Source organism: Aeribacillus sp. FSL K6-3256 (genome assembly GCF_037965805.1).
Taxonomy (GTDB): Bacteria; Bacillota; Bacilli; order Bacillales; family Aeribacillaceae; genus Aeribacillus; species Aeribacillus composti.
The window spans coordinates 944,686-965,823 of sequence record NZ_CP150188.1; the positions used below are offsets into that span (position 1 = coordinate 944,686).

Genomic DNA, 21,138 nt, shown 5'->3' on the forward strand with positions numbered 1-21,138 from the left:
AAGTCAATCGTTGTTTATTCACGAACTCCCCTTTGAGTTGCGGGTGTGAAATGTATTCCGGTACAGACTAATGCCCGACGTGTTTCCACGTTACGGAACAGAGTGAGTGCATTTGCGCTAATTTGGGTGGTACCGCGGGAAATTGTCTCTCGTCCCTTCGTCGTGGGGATGGGAGTTTTTTTATTATTTGACGCTTATACATATATATAGCAAAGGAGGATTTTTACATGTCTTACAACCATCGTGAGATTGAGAAAAAATGGCAAGATTATTGGCTAAAAAACAAAACATTTAAAACAGAGGATGATTCCGATAAACCGAAGTTTTATGCATTGGATATGTTTCCGTATCCTTCGGGAGCTGGTCTTCATGTAGGCCATCCTGAAGGTTATACGGCAACCGACATTTTGGCACGAATGAAACGGATGCAAGGTTACAATGTTCTCCATCCGATGGGATGGGATGCATTTGGACTTCCGGCTGAGCAATATGCTTTAGATACCGGCAACGATCCTGCGGAATTTACGAAAAAAAATATTGATAATTTTCGCAGACAAATTCAATCACTAGGATTTTCCTATGATTGGGATCGGGAAGTAAATACAACTGATCCGGAATATTACAAATGGACGCAATGGATCTTCTTAAAGCTTTATGAAAAAGGACTTGCTTACATTGATGAAGTGCCCGTCAACTGGTGCCCGGCACTCGGAACTGTTCTTGCAAATGAAGAGGTCATCGACGGAAAAAGCGAACGGGGAGGACATCCTGTTGAACGCCGTCCGATGAAACAATGGGTGTTAAAAATTACCGCATATGCTGACAGGCTGCTGGAAGATTTAGAAGAGCTTGATTGGCCGGAAAGCATAAAGGAAATGCAGCGAAATTGGATCGGCCGGTCGGAAGGTGCGGAAGTTCATTTTACAGTCGATGGAACTGATAAAACCTTTACTGTTTTTACTACTCGTCCAGATACGCTTTTCGGTGCTACGTATACAGTGCTTGCGCCTGAACATCCGCTTGTGAAAGAAATTACAACCGAGGAACAAAAAGAAGCGGTGGAAGCCTATTTAGATCAAATTAAAAGTAAAAGCGATCTCGAAAGAACGGACTTGGCGAAGGAAAAAACAGGCGTGTTTACCGGAGCCTATGCTGTAAATCCTGCCAATGGAGAAAGATTGCCGATTTGGATTGCCGATTATGTTTTAATGAGCTATGGTACAGGTGCGATCATGGCCGTGCCTGCCCACGATGAACGGGACTATGAATTTGCGAAAAAATTTGACCTGCCGATTAAAGAGGTTGTCGCTGGAGGAAACATCGAACAAGAAGCTTATACAGGAGACGGCGAGCATGTAAATTCCGACTTTTTGAACGGATTGAATAAAGAAGAAGCAATTGAAGCGATGATCAATTGGCTGGAGGAAAACAAAAAAGGACAAAGAAAAGTGACATACCGTCTCCGAGACTGGTTGTTCAGCCGTCAACGTTATTGGGGTGAACCGATTCCGATCATCCATTGGGAAGACGGCACGATCACAGCTGTTCCTGAAGAGGAGCTGCCGTTAGTGCTTCCGGAAACAGATGAAATTAGACCTTCGGGAACCGGTGAGTCACCTTTAGCGAATATTGAGGATTGGGTGAATGTCGTTGACCCGAAAACAGGCAAAAAAGGGCGGCGCGAAACAAACACAATGCCTCAATGGGCGGGAAGCTGCTGGTACTATTTGCGCTATATTGACCCGCACAATTCAGAACAATTAGCTGATCCTGAAAAATTGAAAAAATGGTTGCCTGTGGACATTTATATCGGCGGGGCTGAGCATGCTGTTTTACACTTGCTGTATGCCCGTTTCTGGCATAAATTTTTATACGATATCGGAGTAGTTCCGACGAAAGAACCGTTCCAAAAATTGTTTAACCAAGGAATGATCCTCGGCGAAAACAATGAAAAGATGAGCAAATCAAAAGGAAATGTCGTCAATCCTGATGAAATCGTTGAAAGCCACGGAGCGGATACTCTCCGTTTATATGAAATGTTCATGGGTCCGCTTGATGCATCCATTGCATGGTCAACAAAAGGACTCGACGGCGCAAGAAGGTTTTTAGATCGTGTATGGCGGCTGTTTGTAATGGAAAATGGCGAGTTGAATCCGAAAATCGTCGATGAACCGTCTCAAGAGCTTGAACGCATTTATCACCAAACAGTGAAAAAGGTAACGGAGGATTATGAAAATCTGCATTTTAACACAGCTATTTCGCAACTGATGGTATTTATTAATGAAGCTTATAAAGCGACAATTCTTCCGAAAGAATATATGGAAGGCTTTGTAAAGCTTTTATCGCCGGTTGCTCCGCATATTTGCGAAGAGCTTTGGGAAAAACTCGGCCATTCTGAAACGATTGCTTATGAATCGTGGCCGGCATGGGATGAATCAAAGCTTGTCGAAGATGAAGTGGAAATTGTCATTCAAATCAACGGAAAAGTGCGGGCAAAGCTGCTTGTACCAAACGATGCTTCTAAAGAGGAAATGGAAAAAATCGCGATGGATGATGAAAAAATAAAAGAACAGCTTGAAGGCAAAACCGTTCGTAAAGTGATTGCTGTTCCTGGCAAGCTTGTCAACATCGTAGCCAATTAAGCTTGAATATCAATGAAAGGATGGCCATTCATGGTAAAAGAAATCACACCAAATGATCTCAAAACGAAGCTTGAAAACGGCGAAACATTAGACATTATTGATGTCCGCGAGGAAGAAGAAGTAGAAGAAGGCATGATTCCACAAGCAAAACATATTCCGATGGGAGAAATCCCGGACCGCATTGAAGAATTTGATAAAGAAAAGGAATATATTTTCGTCTGCCGCTCAGGAAGAAGAAGTGAAAATGTTTGTTTATATTTACAGGATCTTGGTTTTAATGTCATCAATATGGTTGGCGGAATGCTCGAATGGACAGGGGAAACTAAACCGAAGAGCGAGATAAAAAAATAAGTGGAAAAACCGCGCTTATGTAGGCGCGGTTTTTTCCTTATAAAGGAAGATTAGCGTGGCAAAACAGTAAACCATACCGCATGTAATACCCTCAAAATCCCCATAAAAACTGCCGACATGAGCAAATCTTTTCCCTTTATTAAAAGTGTCATATTTGTACAAGCATAAAAGTATATTGGAAGCAACGAGATAAATAAAGGGAGTGTGAAGAAATTGAGCTATAAAGTCGCCATTTTTGACGAAGAGCATGAAAAAGATTTAGAAGAGGAAGTGAACGCTTTTTTAACTGCGCTTCCAAGTCAAAAATATATCGACATAAAATATCATGTAGCGGTAACATGCGATCAAAAAGGTGAACAAATTTACTGTTTTTCAGCGATGATTATTTACAAAGAATAAGAAGACTTTCACATTAATAATGAAAAGTCTATTATATTTAGTAAGAATGTAAACAGAATTAAACGTGAAGCGTTGGTTGATTGTAATTTTAGAGAATCTTCGTCAATGCATCAATGTTCGCATGCGCTCCAAGCAGTTGCTATGCCCAGTGGATCTTGAAAGCTTATAAGCACTGATCCAGATAGGAAACACTTTATAAATTGTACCTGATGTGAGAAAGTCGAATAAAACTGAAATGATCGCCATCGTTTTGCAGGATGGAAGACGGACTAACTCATGAAAAAGCTTTTTAAAGCAAGCTTTAGACCCGTTTGAAAATCCTTGTTTATGGGGAATCTAGGTCTTTTTTTATTGGAAAAAAGATTTCAATGCCGTTCCGAAGCGACCGCATGAAAAAAGGATGACCAATTTTTTTAAGTTATCCTAGAACCTTTTGAAAGGAAAAAACGCTTCGCATCAACCAGAAATTGTAAGCGCAAGGACAAAAAAGGGTGATCATATGTACTACAGTGCGATGTTGAATATAAAAGGAAAAAAGACAGTCGTTGTCGGCGGAGGGAAGGTAGCGGAAAGAAAAATAAAAGCTTTGCTCGATGCATGTGCTGATATAACGGTTGTCAGTCCCGATCTATCAGATCATCTTCTTCGAATGCATCAAGAAAAAAAAATATCGTGGAAACAAAAAACGTTTGAAAAAGACGATGTAAACGGTGCGTTTCTAGTCATTGCGGCAACGAATGAAAGGGAAGTTAATGAGCAGGTCTACCAGTCATGTGAAGCACATCAGCTGATCAATGTAGTGGATGCACCTGAAAAAAGCAATATCATTATGCCGGCAACATTTAAAAGGGGCGATTTAATCATCAGTGTATCAACGAGCGGGAAAGTTCCGGGGCTCGCCAGAAAATTAAAAAATAATTTGGCAGAGCAGTTTGATGAACATTTTGCTGACTATGTTGAATTTTTAAAGGAAGGTCGAAAACGTGTCTTAGAAGAAATCAACGACCCAGAGCAAAAAAGGATTGTTTTACATCAATTATTAGACAAGAGCTTTTTAGAAGCTTCAAATGAAGAACGGTATAAGCAGCTGGAAATGCTTTTGAATGCGAACAGGTCTAGCGAATAGCTAAACCGGATCGCACATGGCCGTTCAACGGGATAGCGATTTGTGCAAAAAAAGAATCGCCCCCAAAAGTCAGCTGCCCTGACTTATCGGTTCGCCCTTTTCTACGTAACGGCTTGCGTACAAGCCTGCCAGCCGTCCTGTTACGAGCGCAGCCGTGATGTTGTAGCCGCCCGTGTAGCCGTGAATATCCAATATTTCGCCGCAAAAATAAAGCCCATTCATTAGTTTAGAGGCCATCGTCTTTGGATCGATTTCCTTTATAGAAACGCCTCCGCCGGTCACAAACGCTTTTTCGATTGGGAGCGTGCCGTTTGCTTCGAAGCGGAAATCTTTCACTAAGCGGACAAATTGGCGCAGCTTATCTTTTGAAAGCTGGGAATATGTCATCGAATGATCGATTTCGGATTCCTCCAGCAAAAATAGCAAATATCGTTCAGGCAAGAGACCTTTTAATACATTTTTAACAGCCTTTTTCGGTTCGCCTTTCAATTTAAGCAAAATATGCTGAAAAAGATTTTCTTCATTTTCAGTAGGAAAAGCGTCAATTGACAACGTCACCGTTTTTTCTTTTTTCAATTGTTTTACAACAAATTGGCTGCATCTTAGTGCAGCTGGACCTGATACGCCAAAATGGGTAAAAATAAAATCCATTTTGTGCGTAATAATTGGTCTGTCCTTTTGATTCAACACACTTAAAGCCGCATCTCTTAACGACAGGCCTTGCAATTGTTTTGTTCGGATAAACGGTTCATTCGAAGTAATCGGAACTTCAGTTGGAAATAATTCCGTCACAGTATGACCGGCTTTTTTTGCCCACACGTATCCGTCTCCAGTACTTCCGGTATGAGGGACAGATTTTCCTCCTGCAGCTACGATAACAGCTTTGGCAGGAATAAAGGTTTTATTTTTCAACCAGATTCCTTTTACTTTGCTTTCACTGTATTCGATGTTTTCAACCGGATGATTTGTTTTAATTGTAACGTTCAGCCTTTTCAGTTCGGAAAGTAGCGCATTGACTACGTCTTGAGCTCTGTTTGATACTGGAAACATCCGGCCATGGTCTTCCTCTTTTAAACGAACTCCAAGGTTTTCGAAAAAGCGTATAATGTCTTCATTATTAAATTGCGAAAAAGCGCCATACAAAAATCGTCCGTTGCCGGGAATATTTTTGATAATTTCTTCAATTGACCGGCGATTTGTCACATTGCACCGTCCGCCACCGGAGATCGCCAGCTTTCTTCCTAATTTTTCTCCTTTATCGACTAACAGCACGTTCGCTCCGTTTTCAGCGGCGGCGATGGCGGCCATCAATCCAGATGGTCCCCCTCCAATTACTGCTACATCATAATTCATATTCTCACAACCTTTAAGATGTTGATGTTGCTTGTCCAATTTATTCGTACTTTTAGATTGATCCTAGTTTCGTCTACATCCTAGTCTTATATCATTATAAAAAGATGAATTTTTGAATTCAATGAGTGATGACTATATCTTAGTTCCTAGTGAATGTGGTAAAATGTTATAGTTGAAAATTTTTGTTAGAAACAATGGTGAGCAAAAGATGTCGGATAAATTATTAAGAGGGACGTTTATTTTAACATTAGGTACATATATTTCAAGGATTTTAGGAATGATTTATGTCATTCCGTTTTTCGCGTTGGTTGGAGAAACGGGAAGTGCTTTGTATCAATATGGATATGTTCCGTATACGATTTTTTTAAGCATTGCGACAATGGGATTTCCTATGGCCATTTCAAAATTTGTCGCAAAATATAATTCCATTGGTGATTACGAGACAAGCCGCAGAATGTTTCGATCTGGGATGCTGTTTATGCTTCTTGGAGGAATTTTCACTTGTTTTATTTTATTTGTGACTGCGCCTTTCTTTGCGGAACACCAGCTTGGCCAACAGGAGCTGCAAGGTGTGACAGTTGAGGATGTCACATATGTTATACGAATGGTCAGCCTTGCGCTTATAGTTGTTCCGATCATGAGTTTAATACGAGGTTTTTTTCAAGGGCATCAGTCGATGGGCCCGACGTCCGTTTCCCAAGTAATAGAACAGCTAGTGCGCATCATTTTTTTGCTTGTTTCCAGCTATATCATTTTAAAAGTATTACATGGCGATATCATTACAGCGGTGGGTTATGCGACATTTGCCGCCTTTGTTGGCGCCATCGGCGGGCTGTTCGTCCTTTTTTTGTATTGGATGAAAAGAAAAAATTCCTTATTGGCGATGCAGGAGAACAAAATTGAACCTTCCGGCATTTCCACGAAGCAAATGTTTCTCGAGGTGTTCAGGTATGCCGGTCCGTTTGTATTTGTCGGACTAGCTATTCCTTTATATCAATTTGTCGATTCTTTTACGTTTAATAAAGCTATGATTCAGGCGGGAGAAGGCGAAAGAGCGCAAGAATTATATGCCATGGTCAATTTTTTAGTGAATAAAATTGTCATGATTCCTGTTTCTTTAGCAACTGCTTTTGGCTTAACGCTCGTGCCGGCCATTACAAATGCGTTCACGAATCAAAACTTTCCGTTTGTTAGAAGACAAATTGACCAAGCGTTTCAAACATTAATGTTTCTCGTTCTCCCTGCATCCATTGGGATCATTATTCTTTCCGAACCAATCTACATGTTTTTTTATAATGACAATGAAACAGGTGCGAGCATTTTAGCTGCCTATGCACCGATCGCTTTGCTTTTTTCTTATTTCACTGTTTCAGCCGCCATTTTGCAGGGGATTAATAAACAAAAATTGGCTGTCATCAGCCTTGCATTCGGTCTTCTGCTAAAAATTTGTTTAAACAGCTGGCTTATCACGCAGTTTGGTGCATACGGTTCGATTATGGCAACTGCGATCGGGTTTCTTGGCTCGCTCATATACGGATTAATGATGATTCGCCGTCATACAGGCTACTCGTATAAAAGATTTTGGAAAAGAACAATATTTACGGGAATTTTGGTCATCTGTATGTCAATTGTCGTTGTAGCGTTTTCCTCTCTCTTCACTGTCTTTTTTGATTACCATGCAAGTAAAACAAATGCCGCCATCATGGTTGGAATTGCTGCATTATTAGGAGCAGGCTCGTATTTTTGGCTGGCTAAGCAATCAGGATTCCTAAAAGTTATTTTTGGAACTAGATTTTTAAGTAAGAGGAAGGAAAGGGGGTAGATAATATGCGTATTGATAAACTATTAGCACATGCTGGCTACGGCAGCAGAAAAGAAGTAAAAAAGCTGCTAAAGGAACGGGCCGTTCATGTTAATGGAGAAGTGGTGACGGATCCGAAAACAAATGTCGACCCGAATAAACAAGAAATCATCATTCACGGTGAACAGGTGTTGTACAAAGAACATGTTTATTTCATGATGAACAAGCCAGCTGGTTTTTTATCTGCTACAGAAGACAACGTCCAAAAGACTGTGGTCGATTTGCTTGATCCGGAAGATCTTCGCTATAATCCCTTTCCTGTCGGCAGGCTTGACAAAGATACCGAAGGGCTATTGCTGTTAACATCGGACGGACAGCTTGCCCATCAATTAACATCGCCCAAGAAAAATGTTCCTAAAAAATATTTTGCGGAAGTTATTGGTCTAGTGGCAGAGGAAGATGTCGAGCGGTTCAAAGCAGGTGTAAAACTTGATGACGGTTATGTTACAAAGCCTGCCTTGCTTGAAATTATTAAGGCAGACGACATTTCTGAAGTTTTTGTCACCATAACGGAGGGGAAATACCATCAAATTAAGCGGATGTTTTCTGCTGTCGGAAAAAAAGTGAAATATTTAAAACGAATCCAAATGGGAACGCTTGAACTAGATCAAACATTGCAAACAGGGGAATATCGAGAACTGACAAAAGAAGAATTAGAACAACTGCGATCGATTCAAGGGCAGCCGGGCGATTCAGCCGATTTTCCTTTGTAGTTTGAAAAACGTTCAAATTGAACTTCCGTTTTTTAAAAAGGCGGACAAACTGGCGCCGAAAAAGGTGGAAATTGCTTGCAACAGCAGACAAAAAGGGGCTGAGACCAAAAGTTATGTAACTTTTGGATCAGCCCCATATATGTATGTGAACGAATAACCAAATTTTCTTTTTTTAGTAGCTAGGATGACATCTTGACCTTCTTGTTAGTTGTTGCCCATTTTCCTCTTGCAGGACTGTGCACTAAATCGTTATATGCTAACACGTTTAAATCCCTCTGAATCGTTCTGGGGGTAATACCAAATTCATCGACAAGCTCTTGAGTTGTTACTGTACCCCTTTCATGAATGAACATGTAGACGGATTTGATTCGGGTTAGCATACGGTTTGTTGAAGGTTTCAAAAAACCACTCCCTATCATTTAATGCATCGAAATCACAAACCTACATACTCTTCAATGTCCATGCATTAGATGTCAAACTCCTAAAGTGGTACAATTCCATTATACACAATTTACATGTAAACTTTCCAGTGTGTTCATAAAATTCACATAATATTTACAATACTTACCTCTCATAGGCCGATTTAACAGCTTGAACTGACCCCAGTCGAATAGACAAATAGTGAAGTGATGATTCCTTCAATCGGTAAAAAAGGTTCCATTGGTGATTAGATTTTCAAAAATTCACAAATTATCTTTGTCTAAGCAATACAGATGCAAATAAAAAACGTTGTATGAGCAAAGGCAAATTTTTGCTGTCAAAATTGATGATCATAAAAAAGATGAAAGGAACTTATCTGACAAATGTTGGAAATCTTATGCATAAAAATACTTCAATGATGATATATTTCTTTTTACTACTTAGATAACATTTACAGTAAGAGTACAAATAAAATGTAACATTGTTGTCTAGGAAAAATGTGCGTTTGGCATAGAAGAACGAACACGATAAGCCCTATTAAGATGGTGAAACTTTCTCGAAGAATCTCGATACGTGTTACGATATAAGTATAGATTTTTATTGAGATAGGAGGATATGGATAAAGAGATGAATTGGCAGTATTAATGTTGTGCTATTAGAAAAATATTTACATTATTGGTATTATATGTTATAATTTCAGGTAAAAATAATATAGAATTTTTAAAATTTTAAAAAGAAAGGGGGAAGAAAATGAAAATTATGAAATCGAAAGTGTTACTGCAGTAATAAGTCTTAGTATATTAATCTTAGGAATTGGACCAATAGGAGCATCGGCAGCTACTCATAGTAAGACAACTAAAATAGCAACATCTAAAGTAGTGAAAGATTCAGTCGATGAAGAAGCTAAATTAAAAGTTCTTGCATCAATATTAAGAGCAGGTGGATGGGTACTTGAGAAAGCTCTCGCACCTTTAAGCAAATCAGCAGCTAATAAAATAAAAAAATATCGATTAAAAATAGCCGATGGACTGGAAAAAGCAGAAAAAACAACAGAAAGCGGAATATCTAAAGGTCTTCAAAAAGCTGGTATACCAGAAGATGTTGCAGATGATATTGCTAAAATTATCGTTTCATTTCTATTATAAACTTAAGAAATAAGGAGGGAGCAGAACAGTCAACTGTTCTGCTTTTAATTGTTGACATGAAAAAAGATTTTTTTTTAGTTCCTATATTTATAGTAATTGTTTTAATTATCATTATATGTTTCATAATGGGTTTACAGTATGTAGCGAGTATAATTGTTAGTTTCGAGTTTTTAAGTTTTTATGGACCAATATTTTTATCTTTGAATGTACTTACTGGATTTATCTTACTTATTCCTTTAAGTATCTTATTGGAAACTATTGTTAATTATACGGGGTTTAATAAAATTGGAGGAATTTTCATCGTTCACATAATCGAGTTATCATTATTTATTTTTTATATGAAAATTACAGTACCACGTATGAATATTGTTAAATTCTATTCTGATACAGAGATAATTTTTTATACAATTATGTATTTTGGTTTTTTGGGAATTGGAACAATTGGGAAAATGATAGAAAGAGAAGATAAGCAATCCCAAAATACAAATAAGTGAAAGGAATTTATAAAATGAAAAATAGTCGATGTTTTTTTATTTTAAAATTTACTATTCTATTTATTTTTCTCTTTAATAACAATATTAATGCGGGTGCTAAAGAAGGAAACATTAATACAATCATTACTCCTTTTTCAATTATTGGGAAAGATGAACGATCTGAAGTAGAAAATTCAGAAAAAAAAACCTACTCATCTATTTCTTTCATATACTCTCTTGACTCAATCTGTACAGGAACGATTATTGACGATGATAAGGTTTTGACCGCAGCCCATTGTGTATATAATCCAGACACAAAACAGTTTTATAGAAATAGTACAATATATCCAGGAGTAAATAAGGATGAATTTCCTTTTGAATCTGCAGATTCTATAGAATATATTGTTCCAGAACCATATATTCATTCAGGGAATTCTAAATTTGATTATGCCATTATCAAATTAGATAAACCCATTGGGCAAAACATAGAAAAGTTGGATATTAAAAATATTAAGTATACCAAAGGAAAGCCTATTAAAGTTATTGGCTATCCAGTTGATAAACTGGAGGAAACTGGTACAGTCTCACAATATGAAATGAATGGAAGGGTATTGAGCGAAGATATCTTTAATCTTTATTATGATATAGATACGACATCAGGTCAATCGGGATCTCCGATTTTAAATAGTAAAAATGAAGTTATAGGAATACATATAGGAAGTTACAGAACGAATGGCTTAAATGGAGGAATTAAGGTAAATAAGGTAATGAAAAATTTTATAAATAAAAATTTAGAAGAAAAATAGGAAGGGAATAAAAAAATTGCAAATAAAGGTACTGTCAAGAATTTTGTGTAACGTTCAATAGAATATCTCAGATTATGCTTTATTCGGTAATAAAGTCATTTATCTCTTCTGATCCCCTTACACACTTACAAATTTATGGACGTTCCTTTTCTTGTTCACCTACACCTCATACCGTTACGATCATGATGATATTTTAACTGTGGCTGCCTAAAAAGTCGTTTGTAAGGATTATTGACAATCCTATCGACGTTTATGACTTAATAGGACTTGAATTTCTAGATAAACCCTTATGATGATTAATGCTCCACAAATTTAATAGTTCGTTCCAACTATATAGAGGTGCAGCCTGCGTCCAATCTTAATACATAGAAAGACACTTTAGAATGGATGACATGCATAGAAAAACTCCCCTTAAGGCAAAACAGATTGCTCTACCTTAAGGGGTGCATATCAGCTTAGAGAGGCATCTCCAATTTCAAAAACCCGATATCCATTTTTTATTTTTAATAGATTTTCCTTTTGGGAAAGCCTCTTAATTAATGACCTCCCAGGAAAAAGAGCTGGATGAAAAATAGTACGGCGAAAATGTACAAAAATGGATGAACCTCTTTCCATTTTCCTTTCATGACTTTCATGAGAGGATAAGAGATAAATCCGAGCGCAATTCCAGTTGCAATACTTGATGTAAGCGGCATGCTTAAAATGACTAAAAAGGCCGGAAATGCTTCATCAATTTCTTTCCAATTAATTTCGGCAATTGAGCCCATCATTAAGCTTCCAACTATAATTAACGCAGGTGCTGTAATCGCTGAAATGCCGGACACAGCAGCAACGATCGGACTGAAAAATGCAGCAACACCAAACAATACGGCAACGGTTAAAGTTGTCAATCCAGTTCTACCGCCAGCAGCTACTCCTGAAGAAGACTCAATGTAAGCACTCGTCGGAGTTGTTCCGAGCATAGCGCCTGCTGTTGCTGCTATTGAGTCAGCTAGAAGGGCTTTGCGTGCGTTCGGCATTTCATCCCCTTTCATTAAACCTGCTTGTTTGGCAACGCCGATCATTGTTCCAGTTGTGTCAAAAATGGTCACTAATAAAAAGGAAAAGACGACTGCAAATAAACCATGTTGAATCACATCCCCAATTGCATCAATCGGGTTGGCGATTATAATGCCTTCCGGCAGTTTTGGAATTGAAACAATTCCTTGGTCAAACGATAATTGTCCGGTAAAAAATGCGATGATACCGGTACAAATCATTCCGATAAAAAGTGCACCATGAACATTCAAGCTCATTAAGATAAGAGTTATAGCAAGGCCGACAAGAGCGAGAACGACGGAAGGAGAATGCAGATCCCCAAGAGTCACTAAATTTTGCGGATGATCGGTGATCAGCCCGGTCAATCTTAGTCCGATAAACGCAATAAATAAACCGATGCCGGCGGTAATTCCATTTTTTAAATTGCTTGGAATGGCTTCGATTATTTGTTTACGAAACGGAGTTAGCGAAAGAATAATAAACAGGATGCCTGCAAGAAATACTGCTGAAAAGGCAATTTCATAATTAACTTTTTCCGCCCCAACAACAGTATAGGCAAAATATGCGTTCATTCCCATACCTGGAGCGATCGCTATCGGATAATTTGCCGAAAGCGCCATCCATAAAGTACCGATGATCGTGGCAACAACTGTCGCTGTAAACACTTGATCAAACGGAACGCCTGCTTCCGATAAGATAATTGGGTTGACAACAACGATATATACCATTGTTAAAAAGGTGGTTAAACCGGCAATAATTTCAGTTTTAACATTTGTTCCGTGTTCTTTTAGTTTAAACATATGATACCTCCAATTAAATACGAACATTTTATAAAAACATATATATAATATTCGTTTTTTGGCTATTTTGCAAGAAGGCAACCACATTTTTTGCTGAAAAAAAAGAGAATCTTTATGTTACACTTAAATAATAAGAGAAAGAAAGGATCGAACGTATTATGAACTGGATGGATGAAGTGTTAAAAAGAAAAGAAGAAATTATTTTAGAAACACAAAAATTTCTACAAATCAAAAGTGTGCTCGATGAAAAAACAAAACAAATTGGAGCACCGTTTGGCAGAGGAATTAAGCAAGCGTTAGAACATCTTTTGCAAAAAGGGGAAAAAGACGGGTTTCAAGTCAAAAATTTAGACGGATATGCCGGTCATATTGAAATGGGAAAAGGAAAGGAAATCGTCGGCGTCCTCTGCCATGTTGATGTCGTGCCAGAAGGGGACGGCTGGTCATTTGATCCTTACGGCGCAACGATTCATGATGGGAAAATATATGCCCGCGGTGCGTTGGATGATAAAGGGCCGACGATGGCAGTATACTACGCCATGAAAATTGTAAAAGAATTAGGTCTTCCGTTATCTAAGCGGGTGAGAATGATCATTGGCACTGATGAAGAAAGTGACTGGCGCTGTGTCGATCATTACTTTAAGCATGAAGAAATGCCTGACATCGGATTTGCGCCAGATGCTGATTTTCCAATTATTCATGCAGAAAAAGGGATAATCGATGCAGTGTTTTCGGTGAATAGCGTGAATAAACATGCAGCAGGAAAATATGTGTTAAAAAGCTTTTCTTCCGGCAGACGGTTTAACATGGTTCCTGATTTTGCGAAAGCTGTGCTTGGAAATGTCCAAAATTTCTCAGAGGTTGAAAAAAGCTTTAAGCAATTTTTATCAGCATCACAGTTAAAAGGTCGAATGTATCAAAATGAAGAAGGTGCAGTCGCCGAGCTTGAAGGGATATCCGCTCATGCGATGGAGCCTGATAACGGAAAAAATGCCGGGATTTATTTGGCGAATTTTTTGTCAGCATTGCCGCTGGATGGCGAAGGAAAAGGCTTTGTTGATTGGATTAATCGTTATTTTTATCAAGATACAAGAGGGAAAAAGCTGGATATCTCAACACAAGATGAAGTAAGCGGTGAGTTAACGGTGAATGTCGGAATTATTCATTACGAAAAGGGGAAAGAGAAAACCGTTAGCATTAATATCCGCTATCCTGTAACAAAAAAAGGGAGCGAGATTAAAGAAAAACTAGAAAAAATAGCTGGTTGCCAGCTTATTCACTTTTCCGATTCAGCTCCCCATTACGTAGAACAAAATCATCCGCTTATTCAAACATTGAAAAAAGTGTATGAAGAGCAAACAGGGCAAAAAGCGGAGCTCATCTCCATCGGCGGCGGCACTTATGCCAGATCTCTCAAGGCAGGAATCGCCTTTGGTCCGTTGTTTCCGGGAAGGGAAGATATCGCTCATCAAAAAGACGAATACATTTATATCGAAGACCTGTTAAAAGCGACAGCCATCTACGCTCAAGCGATTTATGAATTAGCCAAATAAGTGTCCTTTAGTCTACTAGCTTCAGCCCAATAACAGAAACGATAATTAAGGCGATAAATGTTATTCTCCATTTGTCTTTCGGTTCATCGAATACATACATGCCGACGAGCGTGCTGCCGACAGTGCCGATACCTGTCCAGACTGCATAGGCAATGCTCATCGGGATTTCATTCATCGAAAGCGATAAAAAATATAAGCTTAAAATAAATCCGCCAATTAGCATAAAGAAGGATGAGAAGCTTGGCGACGAGTTCACTTTTGTTAATCCTGTTACGCCGATGACTTCGCAGCATCCTGCAATAATTAAAAATATCCAGCTCAAGATTTGTCACCTTCTTTTGCTTCCAATTTGCTTGTTTGATATTTCAGCCCGATGATTCCGCAAATTAGCGACAAAATAAATACCATTTTCATCGGGCTGAAATGGGCGTCGAATAAAATAATCTCACATAAAATTGTTCCTAAAGTGCCGAGTCCGACAAATATTGTATATACCGTTCCTGTCGGCAATTTTTTAGTTAAATAAAGAAGCAGCAAAAAACTTATGCAAATAGAGATCACGGTTAGCATCCATTCCAAAACATTGTCTGAGTGCTTTAAGCCGATGACCCACGCCACTTCAAAAATAGCCGAAACAACGATTAAAAACCAATTCATAAACAAATTCCTCCTTTCCATCACAATCAAAAAAGCCTGCGAGAAACCATAAGGTCATTCTCCCAGGCTTTTATCCTTCCGTGTACACAGCAATTTGTGCGTTTTCTCTCGGACCAGTCCAAGCGAACGGCACTTGCGGAACCCTAGAAAACTTTACATAATTAGATTCAATTATCTCACAGAAACAGCAAGAAGGCAATTTATAATCGGTTATTCAAATAAGAACAAATCGCTTGATAAATAGCGTTCGCCTGTATCAGCCGTCATGCACACGACAACATCATCAGGAGATAATCTTTTTGCAACTTGAATTGCGGCAAAACATGCAGCACCTGATGAAGGTCCCACTAATATAGCTTCTTCCTTGGCGAGTCTGCGGGTGATTTCGTACGCTTCATCGTCCTTCACTTTGTGTATTTCATCATAAATGTTCGTGTTTAATGTTTTAGGGATAAAGCCAGGACTTGTTCCGACAAGTTTATGCTTGCCAGGACTGCCCCCGGATAAAACAGGTGACCCAGCAGGCTCGACAACGTGAATGGTCATCTCAGGAAAATATTTTTTTAACGTTTCTCCCGTGCCGGTGATTGTTCCTCCTGTTCCAGACGTTGCAACAAAAGCGGAAAGCGGTTTTCCTATTTCTTTCATTGCTTCGACAATTTCTAAAGCTGTTGTTTTCCGGTGGGCATCTGGGTTGGCAGGGTTTTCAAACTGCATCGGTATGAAGCTGTTCGGTATTTCCTTTACCAGTTCTTGCGCCTTTTTAATCGCACCGGGCATTTTCTCGTCCCCAGGCGTTAATACAACTTCAGCTCCGTATGCTTTCAGCAAATTGATCCGTTCTTCTGTCATGGTGTCCGGCATGACAATAATTGCCCGATATCCTTTGGCGGCCGCATTCATGGCGAGCCCAATGCCAGTGTTGCCGCTTGTCGGTTCAATAATTGTAGCTCCCGGTTTTAACAAACCTTGTTTTTCAGCTTCTACGATCATATTATAAGCAGCTCTGTCCTTAACGCTGCGGGTAGGATTAAAATACTCAAGCTTTACATAAATATCTGCGCCGTTTTTCGGGCTAATTCTGTTTAATTTGACTAATGGAGTTTCTCCTATTAAATCAGCGATATTATGAACTACGCGCATTCAAAACACTTCCTTTTGATATAGTCCATCCATATCATATCATAATTTATACGGACAGAAAAACTCGGATATACAAAGAATGCGCAGTTTTTGCTACAATATGTTCGAAAGTGAGGATAGAAAAAATGCAAAAACATTATTTTCTTGCATTGGATGTTCCGATTGAAACGGCAAAAAGTATTACAAAATGGATATCAGCGAATCAAGATCGGTGGCACTTTTCGCGTTACGTCCATCCTTTTGACTATCATGTAACATTAGTGTTTTTAGGGAATGTTGATGCAAAGAGGCTTGCTTTGCTGTCAGAAAGCTTGCTTGAGCCCTGCCGGAAAATTCCGTCTTTTTCACTTGAACTTTCAGAGGCAGGAATTTTTGGGAAACGGGAACATCCGCGAATTTTATGGGTAGGCGTGAAAGAAAACGAGTTATTATACCAGTTGCGAAATGAAGTTTATAATACGTGCAAAGCTTTCGATTTCTCTTTAGATGAACGTCCGTTTAGACCTCATATTACTGTCGCCAGAAAATGGGAAGGACAGCTTTCATTTTCCTTGGAGGAGAAAAGCGCCCCATATTTGTTAAACGAACATTTTCATGTGGGTTCTGTTACTTTATTCCAAACGAATATTGACCAAACGCCTAAATATGAAGCGATCAAACAAATTCCTCTTGGAGGATAATGAGAGGAGTAAGGGGTAAAAAAATTGAAAATATTTAATTTGATATGGCAAATAGGTTTGTTGTATGTCATTTATGTTATTGGCACGTTCCTTCAAAAATTGTTTCATTTAATGATTCCAGGAAGCATTATAGGCATGTTGATTCTTTTCGCTCTTTTGCATTACGAGCCTTTTCAAAATTTAGTGAAAGACGGATGCTCTTTTTTAGTCAAGCATCTTGCCCTTTTATTTATTCCTGCGACAGTTGGGGTGATGGAATATTTTTCGCTGTTCCAATCAAAAGGTATCTTGACAGTATTCATTGTCATTATTAGCACGGTGCTGGTGATGTCCATTTCATCTTTTGTCAGCCAGATGACCGCTGCCAAAAAAAAAGCAGGCTGCTGGGCAGAATGGGAGTGATCAAAGCTTATGAAAATAATAGTCTCCATCTTAATGATACTTGCTACAGTGCTGATTTATTGGCTAATGGTTAAATTGTACAATAAAATCCATATTCCATTATTAGTTCCGATTGCCACTTCAACATTTGTCATCATTAGTTTATTGATTACATTTCATATTTCGTATCATACGTACATGTATGGAGGAAAATGGATTGATGAGCTTCTAGGCCCTGCCGTAGTCGCGCTGGCATTCCCGCTGTACAAGCATCGATCAACATTGAAAAAGTACGCTGTATCAATTGTTTTGAGCGTTGTCGTCGGCACGATTATCGGGCTGTGTTCAGGAATTATGATGGCTGTTTTATTCGGAATAGATAAGGAACTGATTCTTTCGCTTGCACCCAAATCGGTCACTTCGCCGGTAGCTATGGATATCACAGACATAATTGGAGGTAATCCTACCCTTGCTGCAGTTTATGTCATGATAGCAGGAATATTTGGTGCGATGTTTGGACCTTATTTATTGAAATTACTTCGCATACATCATCCAATTGCTATTGGGATCGGATATGGTACAGCTTCCCACGGAATTGGCACAGCGAGGGCAGCAGAATACGGCAGTCTGGAAGGAGCAATCGGTTCGATTTCGATGACGTTAAGCGCTATATTTGCTTCCATTATCTGCCCGTACGTTGTTCAGCTATTTTTGTAGAGATAAAGAGGAGATGACGCGATCTTGGCTCAGTTGATTAAAATGGAGGATTATATATCAAGGTATGAAATAGATCTAAATCGTTATGCCAATCAATTTATCCGCTTGAAAAAACAACAGTGGGAAGAAATTAAAAAAAGGTTTGAGAGTATCCAATTTGCTCATTCAACCTTAGATAGTGAAAAACAATTGTTTTTAGATCGGATTTTCAACTCCCAGCTTGTATGGGCAAGCTCTACCATTCGGGAAATTTCCCCGATGGATGAAGCTTTTGAAAAGGATTCGCTGCTCAAATATTTTTTGCAGCGGTTTCCTGACACTTATTTTGTCATGTATTATCCGGTTTTTCTTATTAAAAAAGCCTCTGTCCAAGGAGAAATTATCATCATTCGGCCAACAGATATCGTATGCCTTACCGCATTAGAATATAAAGAAAACAACGTATTAATCGGTACAAAACAGAAATTTTGGCTGAAACGGGACGATCAAGGCGAGAAAAAAATATTATCTCCCATTATCGGATTGGAGCGGACAGCAAATATAGTAAAACAGATTTTATCAAATGCGGAGGTTGACTTTCCAATTCGAAAAATATTATTAAACAGAACGGGATATATACATGCTTCAGAGCTGCCGGCAGATATTGAAATAATTGATGTGAGAAGCTACGACGACTGGTTTCAAAATATGCGGCGCCAGCCTTCTCCTTTTAAAAATATGCAACTAAAAGCTGTAAAGGCTCTTTTAGCATCATGTGCAACAAATGCGGTAAAACGATTTAATGAATGAATTTTTTGAAAATGTTCGATTACATGTTGTTCTTTATGGAAGTATGAGGGTATGTTTTTACTTTTTCTTGACGAAAAAGACTGTTAGAAGATAAAATTTATTATGGATAGCTATTGGAAACATCTCATTCAATTCAATAGCTGTCTTTTTTATTGCGCAGGGTGAATCTACTAACGAAATGTGGGCTTGAAATTGAAGGTGAATTGGTTGGAAGACGTATTAGGTAGCGATTGGGAAATATCTCCGGCAGGAGGAGCGACAGGAGAAGCCTTTTATGCTGAAAAAAATGGAAAAAAACTGTTCTTAAAACGCAATTCTTCGCCGTTTTTAGCTGTTTTGTCAGCGGAAGGAATTGTTCCTAAGCTCGTTTGGACGAAAAGAATGGAAAACGGTGATGTGATTACGGCGCAGCATTGGCTAAACGGGCGCGGTTTAAAACCGAAAGATATGAAAAACGAGCACGTTGCGGAGCTCCTAAAGAAAATCCATCGGTCGTATGAACTACTTGATATGTTAAAACGTTTAGGAAAAGAGCCGCTCTCGCCTGAAACGCTGCTCGAAAATGTAAAAAAAGCAGCGAATTTGGAGCTTTTGGAGCTTCCGGTTATTCGACAAGCACTATGTTATTTGGAACAAAACGTGACAGAGGTGCAGCATAAAGAAGCTGTTGTTTGCCATTGTGATATTCATCATAACAACTGGCTTTTATCTGAGGACAACCAATTGTATTTAATCGATTGGGATGGAGCAATGATTGCCGATCCGGCGATTGATTTAGGAATGCTGTTATATACTTACATTCATGAAAGTGAATGGGATGAATGGCTGAAAAAATACGGAGCTGATTTAACGGACGATTTAAAAGTTCGCATGCATTGGTATATGTTAGCTCAAGTCATTTTGTCCATCTCTTTTTTGAGAAAGAAAAACAATGAAAAAGAAATGGCGGAGCAGCTGGAATTTTTAAATGCTTTGCTTAGGAAAGGGCATTGATATCCTCAAGCCATTGAGTCAACTGCCCTTGATGTGAGGCGATAAAATCGGTTATATCGCTGGAATTTTTCCCGTTTTGGCAATAAGTATATATTGTTTCAAGCGATTGCTTTAACTGATCATTAACTTCAGCATTGGCCATTAATGACCGAATGAGGCGCTCTAATTGCTCATATTCCGCTACTGATCCGCAGCATTCACTTTCATGTTCAGATAAAATATCTTTCAGAAGCATCAGTTGATCACGATAATTCAATTGCATTCATTCTCACCCCATTTCTTTATTGATTAGAATATACATCATTTCGATTTCTATACAATAAAGAGCCGTTCAGTATACGGCTCTTTTGACATAGTAAAAAAATAAACAGAGGTGGAATATGCGTTTAAGAAATAAGCCTTGGGCCGGAGATTTTTTAAGAAATCATCCCCAATTTGTTATACAGCAGCCTTTTGAATGGAAAGGGAAATGGAACGATTTGTTCGGGAATGAGCATCCCGTTCATATAGAAGTCGGCACCGGCAAAGGACAGTTTATTGTCGGTATGGGGAAGCAAAATCCGCATATTAATTATATCGGCATTGAGCTTCAGGAAAGTGTCCTCGTCTCGGCTTTAAAAAAATTAAAAGAAGAGGAACTTCCGAATGTAAAGCTTATGAACGTAAATGCGAGCCAGTTAGCTGAAATTTTTGCGAAAGGCGAGGTTGAGCGAATCTATTTAAATTTTTCAGATCCTTGGCCAAAAAAACGCCATGCAAAGCGGCGCTTGACACATCATTCCTTTCTTTCCATTTTTGAGAGCATTTTAGCTGATGAAGGTGAAATTCATTTTAAAACGGATAACCAAAGGCTGTTTGAATATTCGCTTGTCAGTTTTTCCGAATACGGATTTTTATTGAAATGGGTAAGTTTAGATCTTCACCAAAGTGATTTTACAGACAATGTAATGACGGAATACGAAGAGAAATTTTCCAAAAAAGGACAAAAGATTTATAGGGCGGAAGTGAAATTGCGAAAGTGAAAATTCGGTAAAGACAAACATCCCTGCACGATAGTGTGCGGGATGTTTTTTTTTTTTTTTTTGATAAAAAATGGAA

At 38.7% G+C, this 21,138-nt stretch carries 22 protein-coding genes, 1 riboswitch and 1 other annotated feature (1 of these 24 only partly in view); of the genes, 15 read left to right on the forward strand and 7 right to left on the reverse strand.

Going from position 1 to position 21,138, the window contains the following annotated elements:
- Positions 1 to 160: a binding site (T-box leader), on the forward strand; it begins 61 nt to the left of the window's first position.
- A gap of 67 nt (positions 161 to 227) precedes the next feature.
- The 4 genes from leuS (at position 228) to NSQ84_RS04675 (ending at position 4,518) form a co-directional block, all read left to right on the forward strand.
- On the forward strand, positions 228 to 2,642 hold the full coding sequence (gene leuS / locus NSQ84_RS04660; RefSeq protein ID WP_339212265.1) for a leucine--tRNA ligase: 2,415 nt from the start codon (positions 228 to 230) through the stop codon (positions 2,640 to 2,642).
- Between the two features lie 30 nt (positions 2,643 to 2,672).
- Positions 2,673 to 2,993, forward strand: coding sequence for a rhodanese-like domain-containing protein (locus NSQ84_RS04665; protein WP_063386585.1), 321 nt, complete (start codon positions 2,673 to 2,675; stop codon positions 2,991 to 2,993).
- A 213-nt stretch (positions 2,994 to 3,206) separates the two neighbouring features.
- A complete protein-coding gene (locus tag NSQ84_RS04670) occupies positions 3,207 to 3,392 on the forward strand; it encodes a sporulation protein Cse60 (RefSeq protein WP_063386586.1) in 186 nt (61 codons plus the stop codon).
- Positions 3,393 to 3,891: 499 nt separating this feature from the next.
- Positions 3,892 to 4,518 carry an NAD(P)-binding protein gene (locus NSQ84_RS04675; protein ID WP_144596686.1) on the forward strand — a complete coding sequence of 209 codons (627 nt, stop codon included), beginning with the start codon at positions 3,892 to 3,894 and terminating at the stop codon, positions 4,516 to 4,518.
- Between the two features lie 69 nt (positions 4,519 to 4,587).
- Here the strand turns inward: NSQ84_RS04675 and NSQ84_RS04680 are convergent, their stop codons facing one another.
- Entirely contained in the window at positions 4,588 to 5,871 is a 1,284-nt protein-coding gene (locus tag NSQ84_RS04680; RefSeq protein ID WP_339212268.1) for an NAD(P)/FAD-dependent oxidoreductase, read from the reverse strand.
- Between the two features lie 208 nt (positions 5,872 to 6,079).
- Between NSQ84_RS04680 and NSQ84_RS04685 the strand changes: the two genes are divergently transcribed.
- Together NSQ84_RS04685 and NSQ84_RS04690 are read left to right on the forward strand one after the other, a co-directional pair.
- Positions 6,080 to 7,693, forward strand: a complete 1,614-nt coding sequence (locus tag NSQ84_RS04685) for a polysaccharide biosynthesis protein (protein ID WP_066249479.1) — start codon at positions 6,080 to 6,082, stop codon at positions 7,691 to 7,693.
- Positions 7,694 to 7,698: 5 nt separating this feature from the next.
- Positions 7,699 to 8,445, forward strand: a complete 747-nt coding sequence (locus NSQ84_RS04690; protein WP_094245293.1) for a pseudouridine synthase — start codon at positions 7,699 to 7,701, stop codon at positions 8,443 to 8,445.
- Between the two features lie 179 nt (positions 8,446 to 8,624).
- Here NSQ84_RS04690 and NSQ84_RS04695 read toward each other — a convergent pair whose 3' ends face one another.
- The gene (locus NSQ84_RS04695; RefSeq protein ID WP_063386591.1) at positions 8,625 to 8,846 is read right to left on the reverse strand and encodes a DeoR family transcriptional regulator; all 222 of its coding nucleotides are present in this window, start codon (positions 8,844 to 8,846) and stop codon (positions 8,625 to 8,627) included.
- An 897-nt stretch (positions 8,847 to 9,743) separates the two neighbouring features.
- Between NSQ84_RS04695 and NSQ84_RS04700 the strand changes: the two genes are divergently transcribed.
- Positions 9,744 to 10,010 (forward strand): hypothetical protein, encoded by a 267-nt coding sequence (locus tag NSQ84_RS04700; protein WP_066249485.1) that lies wholly within the window; start codon positions 9,744 to 9,746, stop codon positions 10,008 to 10,010.
- Positions 10,011 to 10,518: 508 nt separating this feature from the next.
- Positions 10,519 to 11,289, forward strand: a complete 771-nt coding sequence (locus NSQ84_RS04705; protein WP_339212270.1) for a trypsin-like serine protease — start codon at positions 10,519 to 10,521, stop codon at positions 11,287 to 11,289.
- A gap of 536 nt (positions 11,290 to 11,825) precedes the next feature.
- Here NSQ84_RS04705 and NSQ84_RS04710 read toward each other — a convergent pair.
- Positions 11,826 to 13,127, reverse strand: coding sequence for an NCS2 family permease (locus NSQ84_RS04710; protein WP_063386600.1), 1,302 nt, complete (start codon positions 13,125 to 13,127; stop codon positions 11,826 to 11,828).
- A 158-nt stretch (positions 13,128 to 13,285) separates the two neighbouring features.
- On the opposite strand from NSQ84_RS04710, the gene pepV reads away from it, so the two are divergent.
- Positions 13,286 to 14,680, forward strand: a complete 1,395-nt coding sequence (pepV, locus tag NSQ84_RS04715; RefSeq protein WP_339212272.1) for a dipeptidase PepV — start codon at positions 13,286 to 13,288, stop codon at positions 14,678 to 14,680.
- 7 nt (positions 14,681 to 14,687) lie between these two features.
- On the opposite strand, the gene NSQ84_RS04720 is transcribed toward pepV, so the two are convergent.
- The 3 genes from NSQ84_RS04720 to cysK all read right to left on the reverse strand — a co-directional run bounded on the left by NSQ84_RS04720 (position 14,688) and on the right by cysK (position 16,480).
- On the reverse strand, positions 14,688 to 15,002 hold the full coding sequence (locus NSQ84_RS04720) for a multidrug efflux SMR transporter (protein ID WP_130157144.1): 315 nt from the start codon (positions 15,000 to 15,002) through the stop codon (positions 14,688 to 14,690).
- Positions 14,999 to 15,337, reverse strand: a complete 339-nt coding sequence (locus NSQ84_RS04725; RefSeq protein ID WP_130157146.1) for a multidrug efflux SMR transporter — start codon at positions 15,335 to 15,337, stop codon at positions 14,999 to 15,001. The genes NSQ84_RS04720 and NSQ84_RS04725 overlap by 4 nt, the downstream gene beginning before the upstream one ends.
- A gap of 57 nt (positions 15,338 to 15,394) precedes the next feature.
- Positions 15,395 to 15,495: riboswitch (guanidine-I (ykkC/yxkD leader) on the reverse strand.
- A 52-nt stretch (positions 15,496 to 15,547) separates the two neighbouring features.
- Positions 15,548 to 16,480 carry a cysteine synthase A gene (gene cysK / locus NSQ84_RS04730; protein WP_063386604.1) on the reverse strand — a complete coding sequence of 311 codons (933 nt, stop codon included), beginning with the start codon at positions 16,478 to 16,480 and terminating at the stop codon, positions 15,548 to 15,550.
- Positions 16,481 to 16,605: 125 nt separating this feature from the next.
- On the opposite strand from cysK, the gene thpR reads away from it, so the two are divergent.
- The 5 genes from thpR to NSQ84_RS04755 all read left to right on the forward strand — a co-directional run bounded on the left by thpR (position 16,606) and on the right by NSQ84_RS04755 (position 20,040).
- Positions 16,606 to 17,160, forward strand: a complete 555-nt coding sequence (gene thpR / locus NSQ84_RS04735; protein ID WP_063386605.1) for an RNA 2',3'-cyclic phosphodiesterase — start codon at positions 16,606 to 16,608, stop codon at positions 17,158 to 17,160.
- Positions 17,161 to 17,184: 24 nt separating this feature from the next.
- Complete coding sequence (locus tag NSQ84_RS04740; protein WP_311067008.1) at positions 17,185 to 17,562, forward strand: CidA/LrgA family protein; 378 nt, start codon at positions 17,185 to 17,187, stop codon at positions 17,560 to 17,562.
- 9 nt (positions 17,563 to 17,571) lie between these two features.
- Positions 17,572 to 18,258, forward strand: coding sequence for an LrgB family protein (locus NSQ84_RS04745; protein ID WP_186439324.1), 687 nt, complete (start codon positions 17,572 to 17,574; stop codon positions 18,256 to 18,258).
- 24 nt (positions 18,259 to 18,282) lie between these two features.
- The gene (locus tag NSQ84_RS04750; RefSeq protein WP_130157150.1) at positions 18,283 to 19,047 is read left to right on the forward strand and encodes an NERD domain-containing protein; all 765 of its coding nucleotides are present in this window, start codon (positions 18,283 to 18,285) and stop codon (positions 19,045 to 19,047) included.
- Between the two features lie 198 nt (positions 19,048 to 19,245).
- The gene (locus tag NSQ84_RS04755; protein WP_082829584.1) at positions 19,246 to 20,040 is read left to right on the forward strand and encodes a phosphotransferase family protein; all 795 of its coding nucleotides are present in this window, start codon (positions 19,246 to 19,248) and stop codon (positions 20,038 to 20,040) included.
- Here NSQ84_RS04755 and NSQ84_RS04760 read toward each other — a convergent pair.
- Entirely contained in the window at positions 20,024 to 20,302 is a 279-nt protein-coding gene (locus NSQ84_RS04760; RefSeq protein ID WP_063386609.1) for a YtzH-like family protein, read from the reverse strand. The two genes, NSQ84_RS04755 and NSQ84_RS04760, sit on opposite strands and share 17 nt — an antisense overlap.
- A 118-nt stretch (positions 20,303 to 20,420) precedes the next feature.
- On the opposite strand from NSQ84_RS04760, the gene trmB reads away from it, so the two are divergent.
- On the forward strand, positions 20,421 to 21,062 hold the full coding sequence (gene trmB / locus NSQ84_RS04765) for a tRNA (guanosine(46)-N7)-methyltransferase TrmB (protein WP_063386610.1): 642 nt from the start codon (positions 20,421 to 20,423) through the stop codon (positions 21,060 to 21,062).
- Positions 21,063 to 21,138 lie beyond the last annotated feature (76 nt).

Coding starts and splice junctions, on each gene's coding strand:
- leuS (WP_339212265.1), top strand. CDS start 228: ATGTCTTACAACCATCGTGAGATTGAGAAAAAATGGCAAGATTATTGG.
- NSQ84_RS04665 (WP_063386585.1), top strand. CDS start 2,673: ATGGTAAAAGAAATCACACCAAATGATCTCAAAACGAAGCTTGAAAAC.
- NSQ84_RS04675 (WP_144596686.1), top strand. CDS start 3,892: ATGTACTACAGTGCGATGTTGAATATAAAAGGAAAAAAGACAGTCGTT.
- NSQ84_RS04680 (WP_339212268.1), bottom strand. CDS start 5,871: ATGAATTATGATGTAGCAGTAATTGGAGGGGGACCATCTGGATTGATG.
- NSQ84_RS04685 (WP_066249479.1), top strand. CDS start 6,080: ATGTCGGATAAATTATTAAGAGGGACGTTTATTTTAACATTAGGTACA.
- NSQ84_RS04690 (WP_094245293.1), top strand. CDS start 7,699: ATGCGTATTGATAAACTATTAGCACATGCTGGCTACGGCAGCAGAAAA.
- NSQ84_RS04705 (WP_339212270.1), top strand. CDS start 10,519: ATGAAAAATAGTCGATGTTTTTTTATTTTAAAATTTACTATTCTATTT.
- NSQ84_RS04710 (WP_063386600.1), bottom strand. CDS start 13,127: ATGTTTAAACTAAAAGAACACGGAACAAATGTTAAAACTGAAATTATT.
- pepV (WP_339212272.1), top strand. CDS start 13,286: ATGAACTGGATGGATGAAGTGTTAAAAAGAAAAGAAGAAATTATTTTA.
- NSQ84_RS04725 (WP_130157146.1), bottom strand. CDS start 15,337: ATGAATTGGTTTTTAATCGTTGTTTCGGCTATTTTTGAAGTGGCGTGG.
- cysK (WP_063386604.1), bottom strand. CDS start 16,480: ATGCGCGTAGTTCATAATATCGCTGATTTAATAGGAGAAACTCCATTA.
- thpR (WP_063386605.1), top strand. CDS start 16,606: ATGCAAAAACATTATTTTCTTGCATTGGATGTTCCGATTGAAACGGCA.
- NSQ84_RS04745 (WP_186439324.1), top strand. CDS start 17,572: ATGAAAATAATAGTCTCCATCTTAATGATACTTGCTACAGTGCTGATT.
- NSQ84_RS04760 (WP_063386609.1), bottom strand. CDS start 20,302: ATGCAATTGAATTATCGTGATCAACTGATGCTTCTGAAAGATATTTTA.
- trmB (WP_063386610.1), top strand. CDS start 20,421: ATGCGTTTAAGAAATAAGCCTTGGGCCGGAGATTTTTTAAGAAATCAT.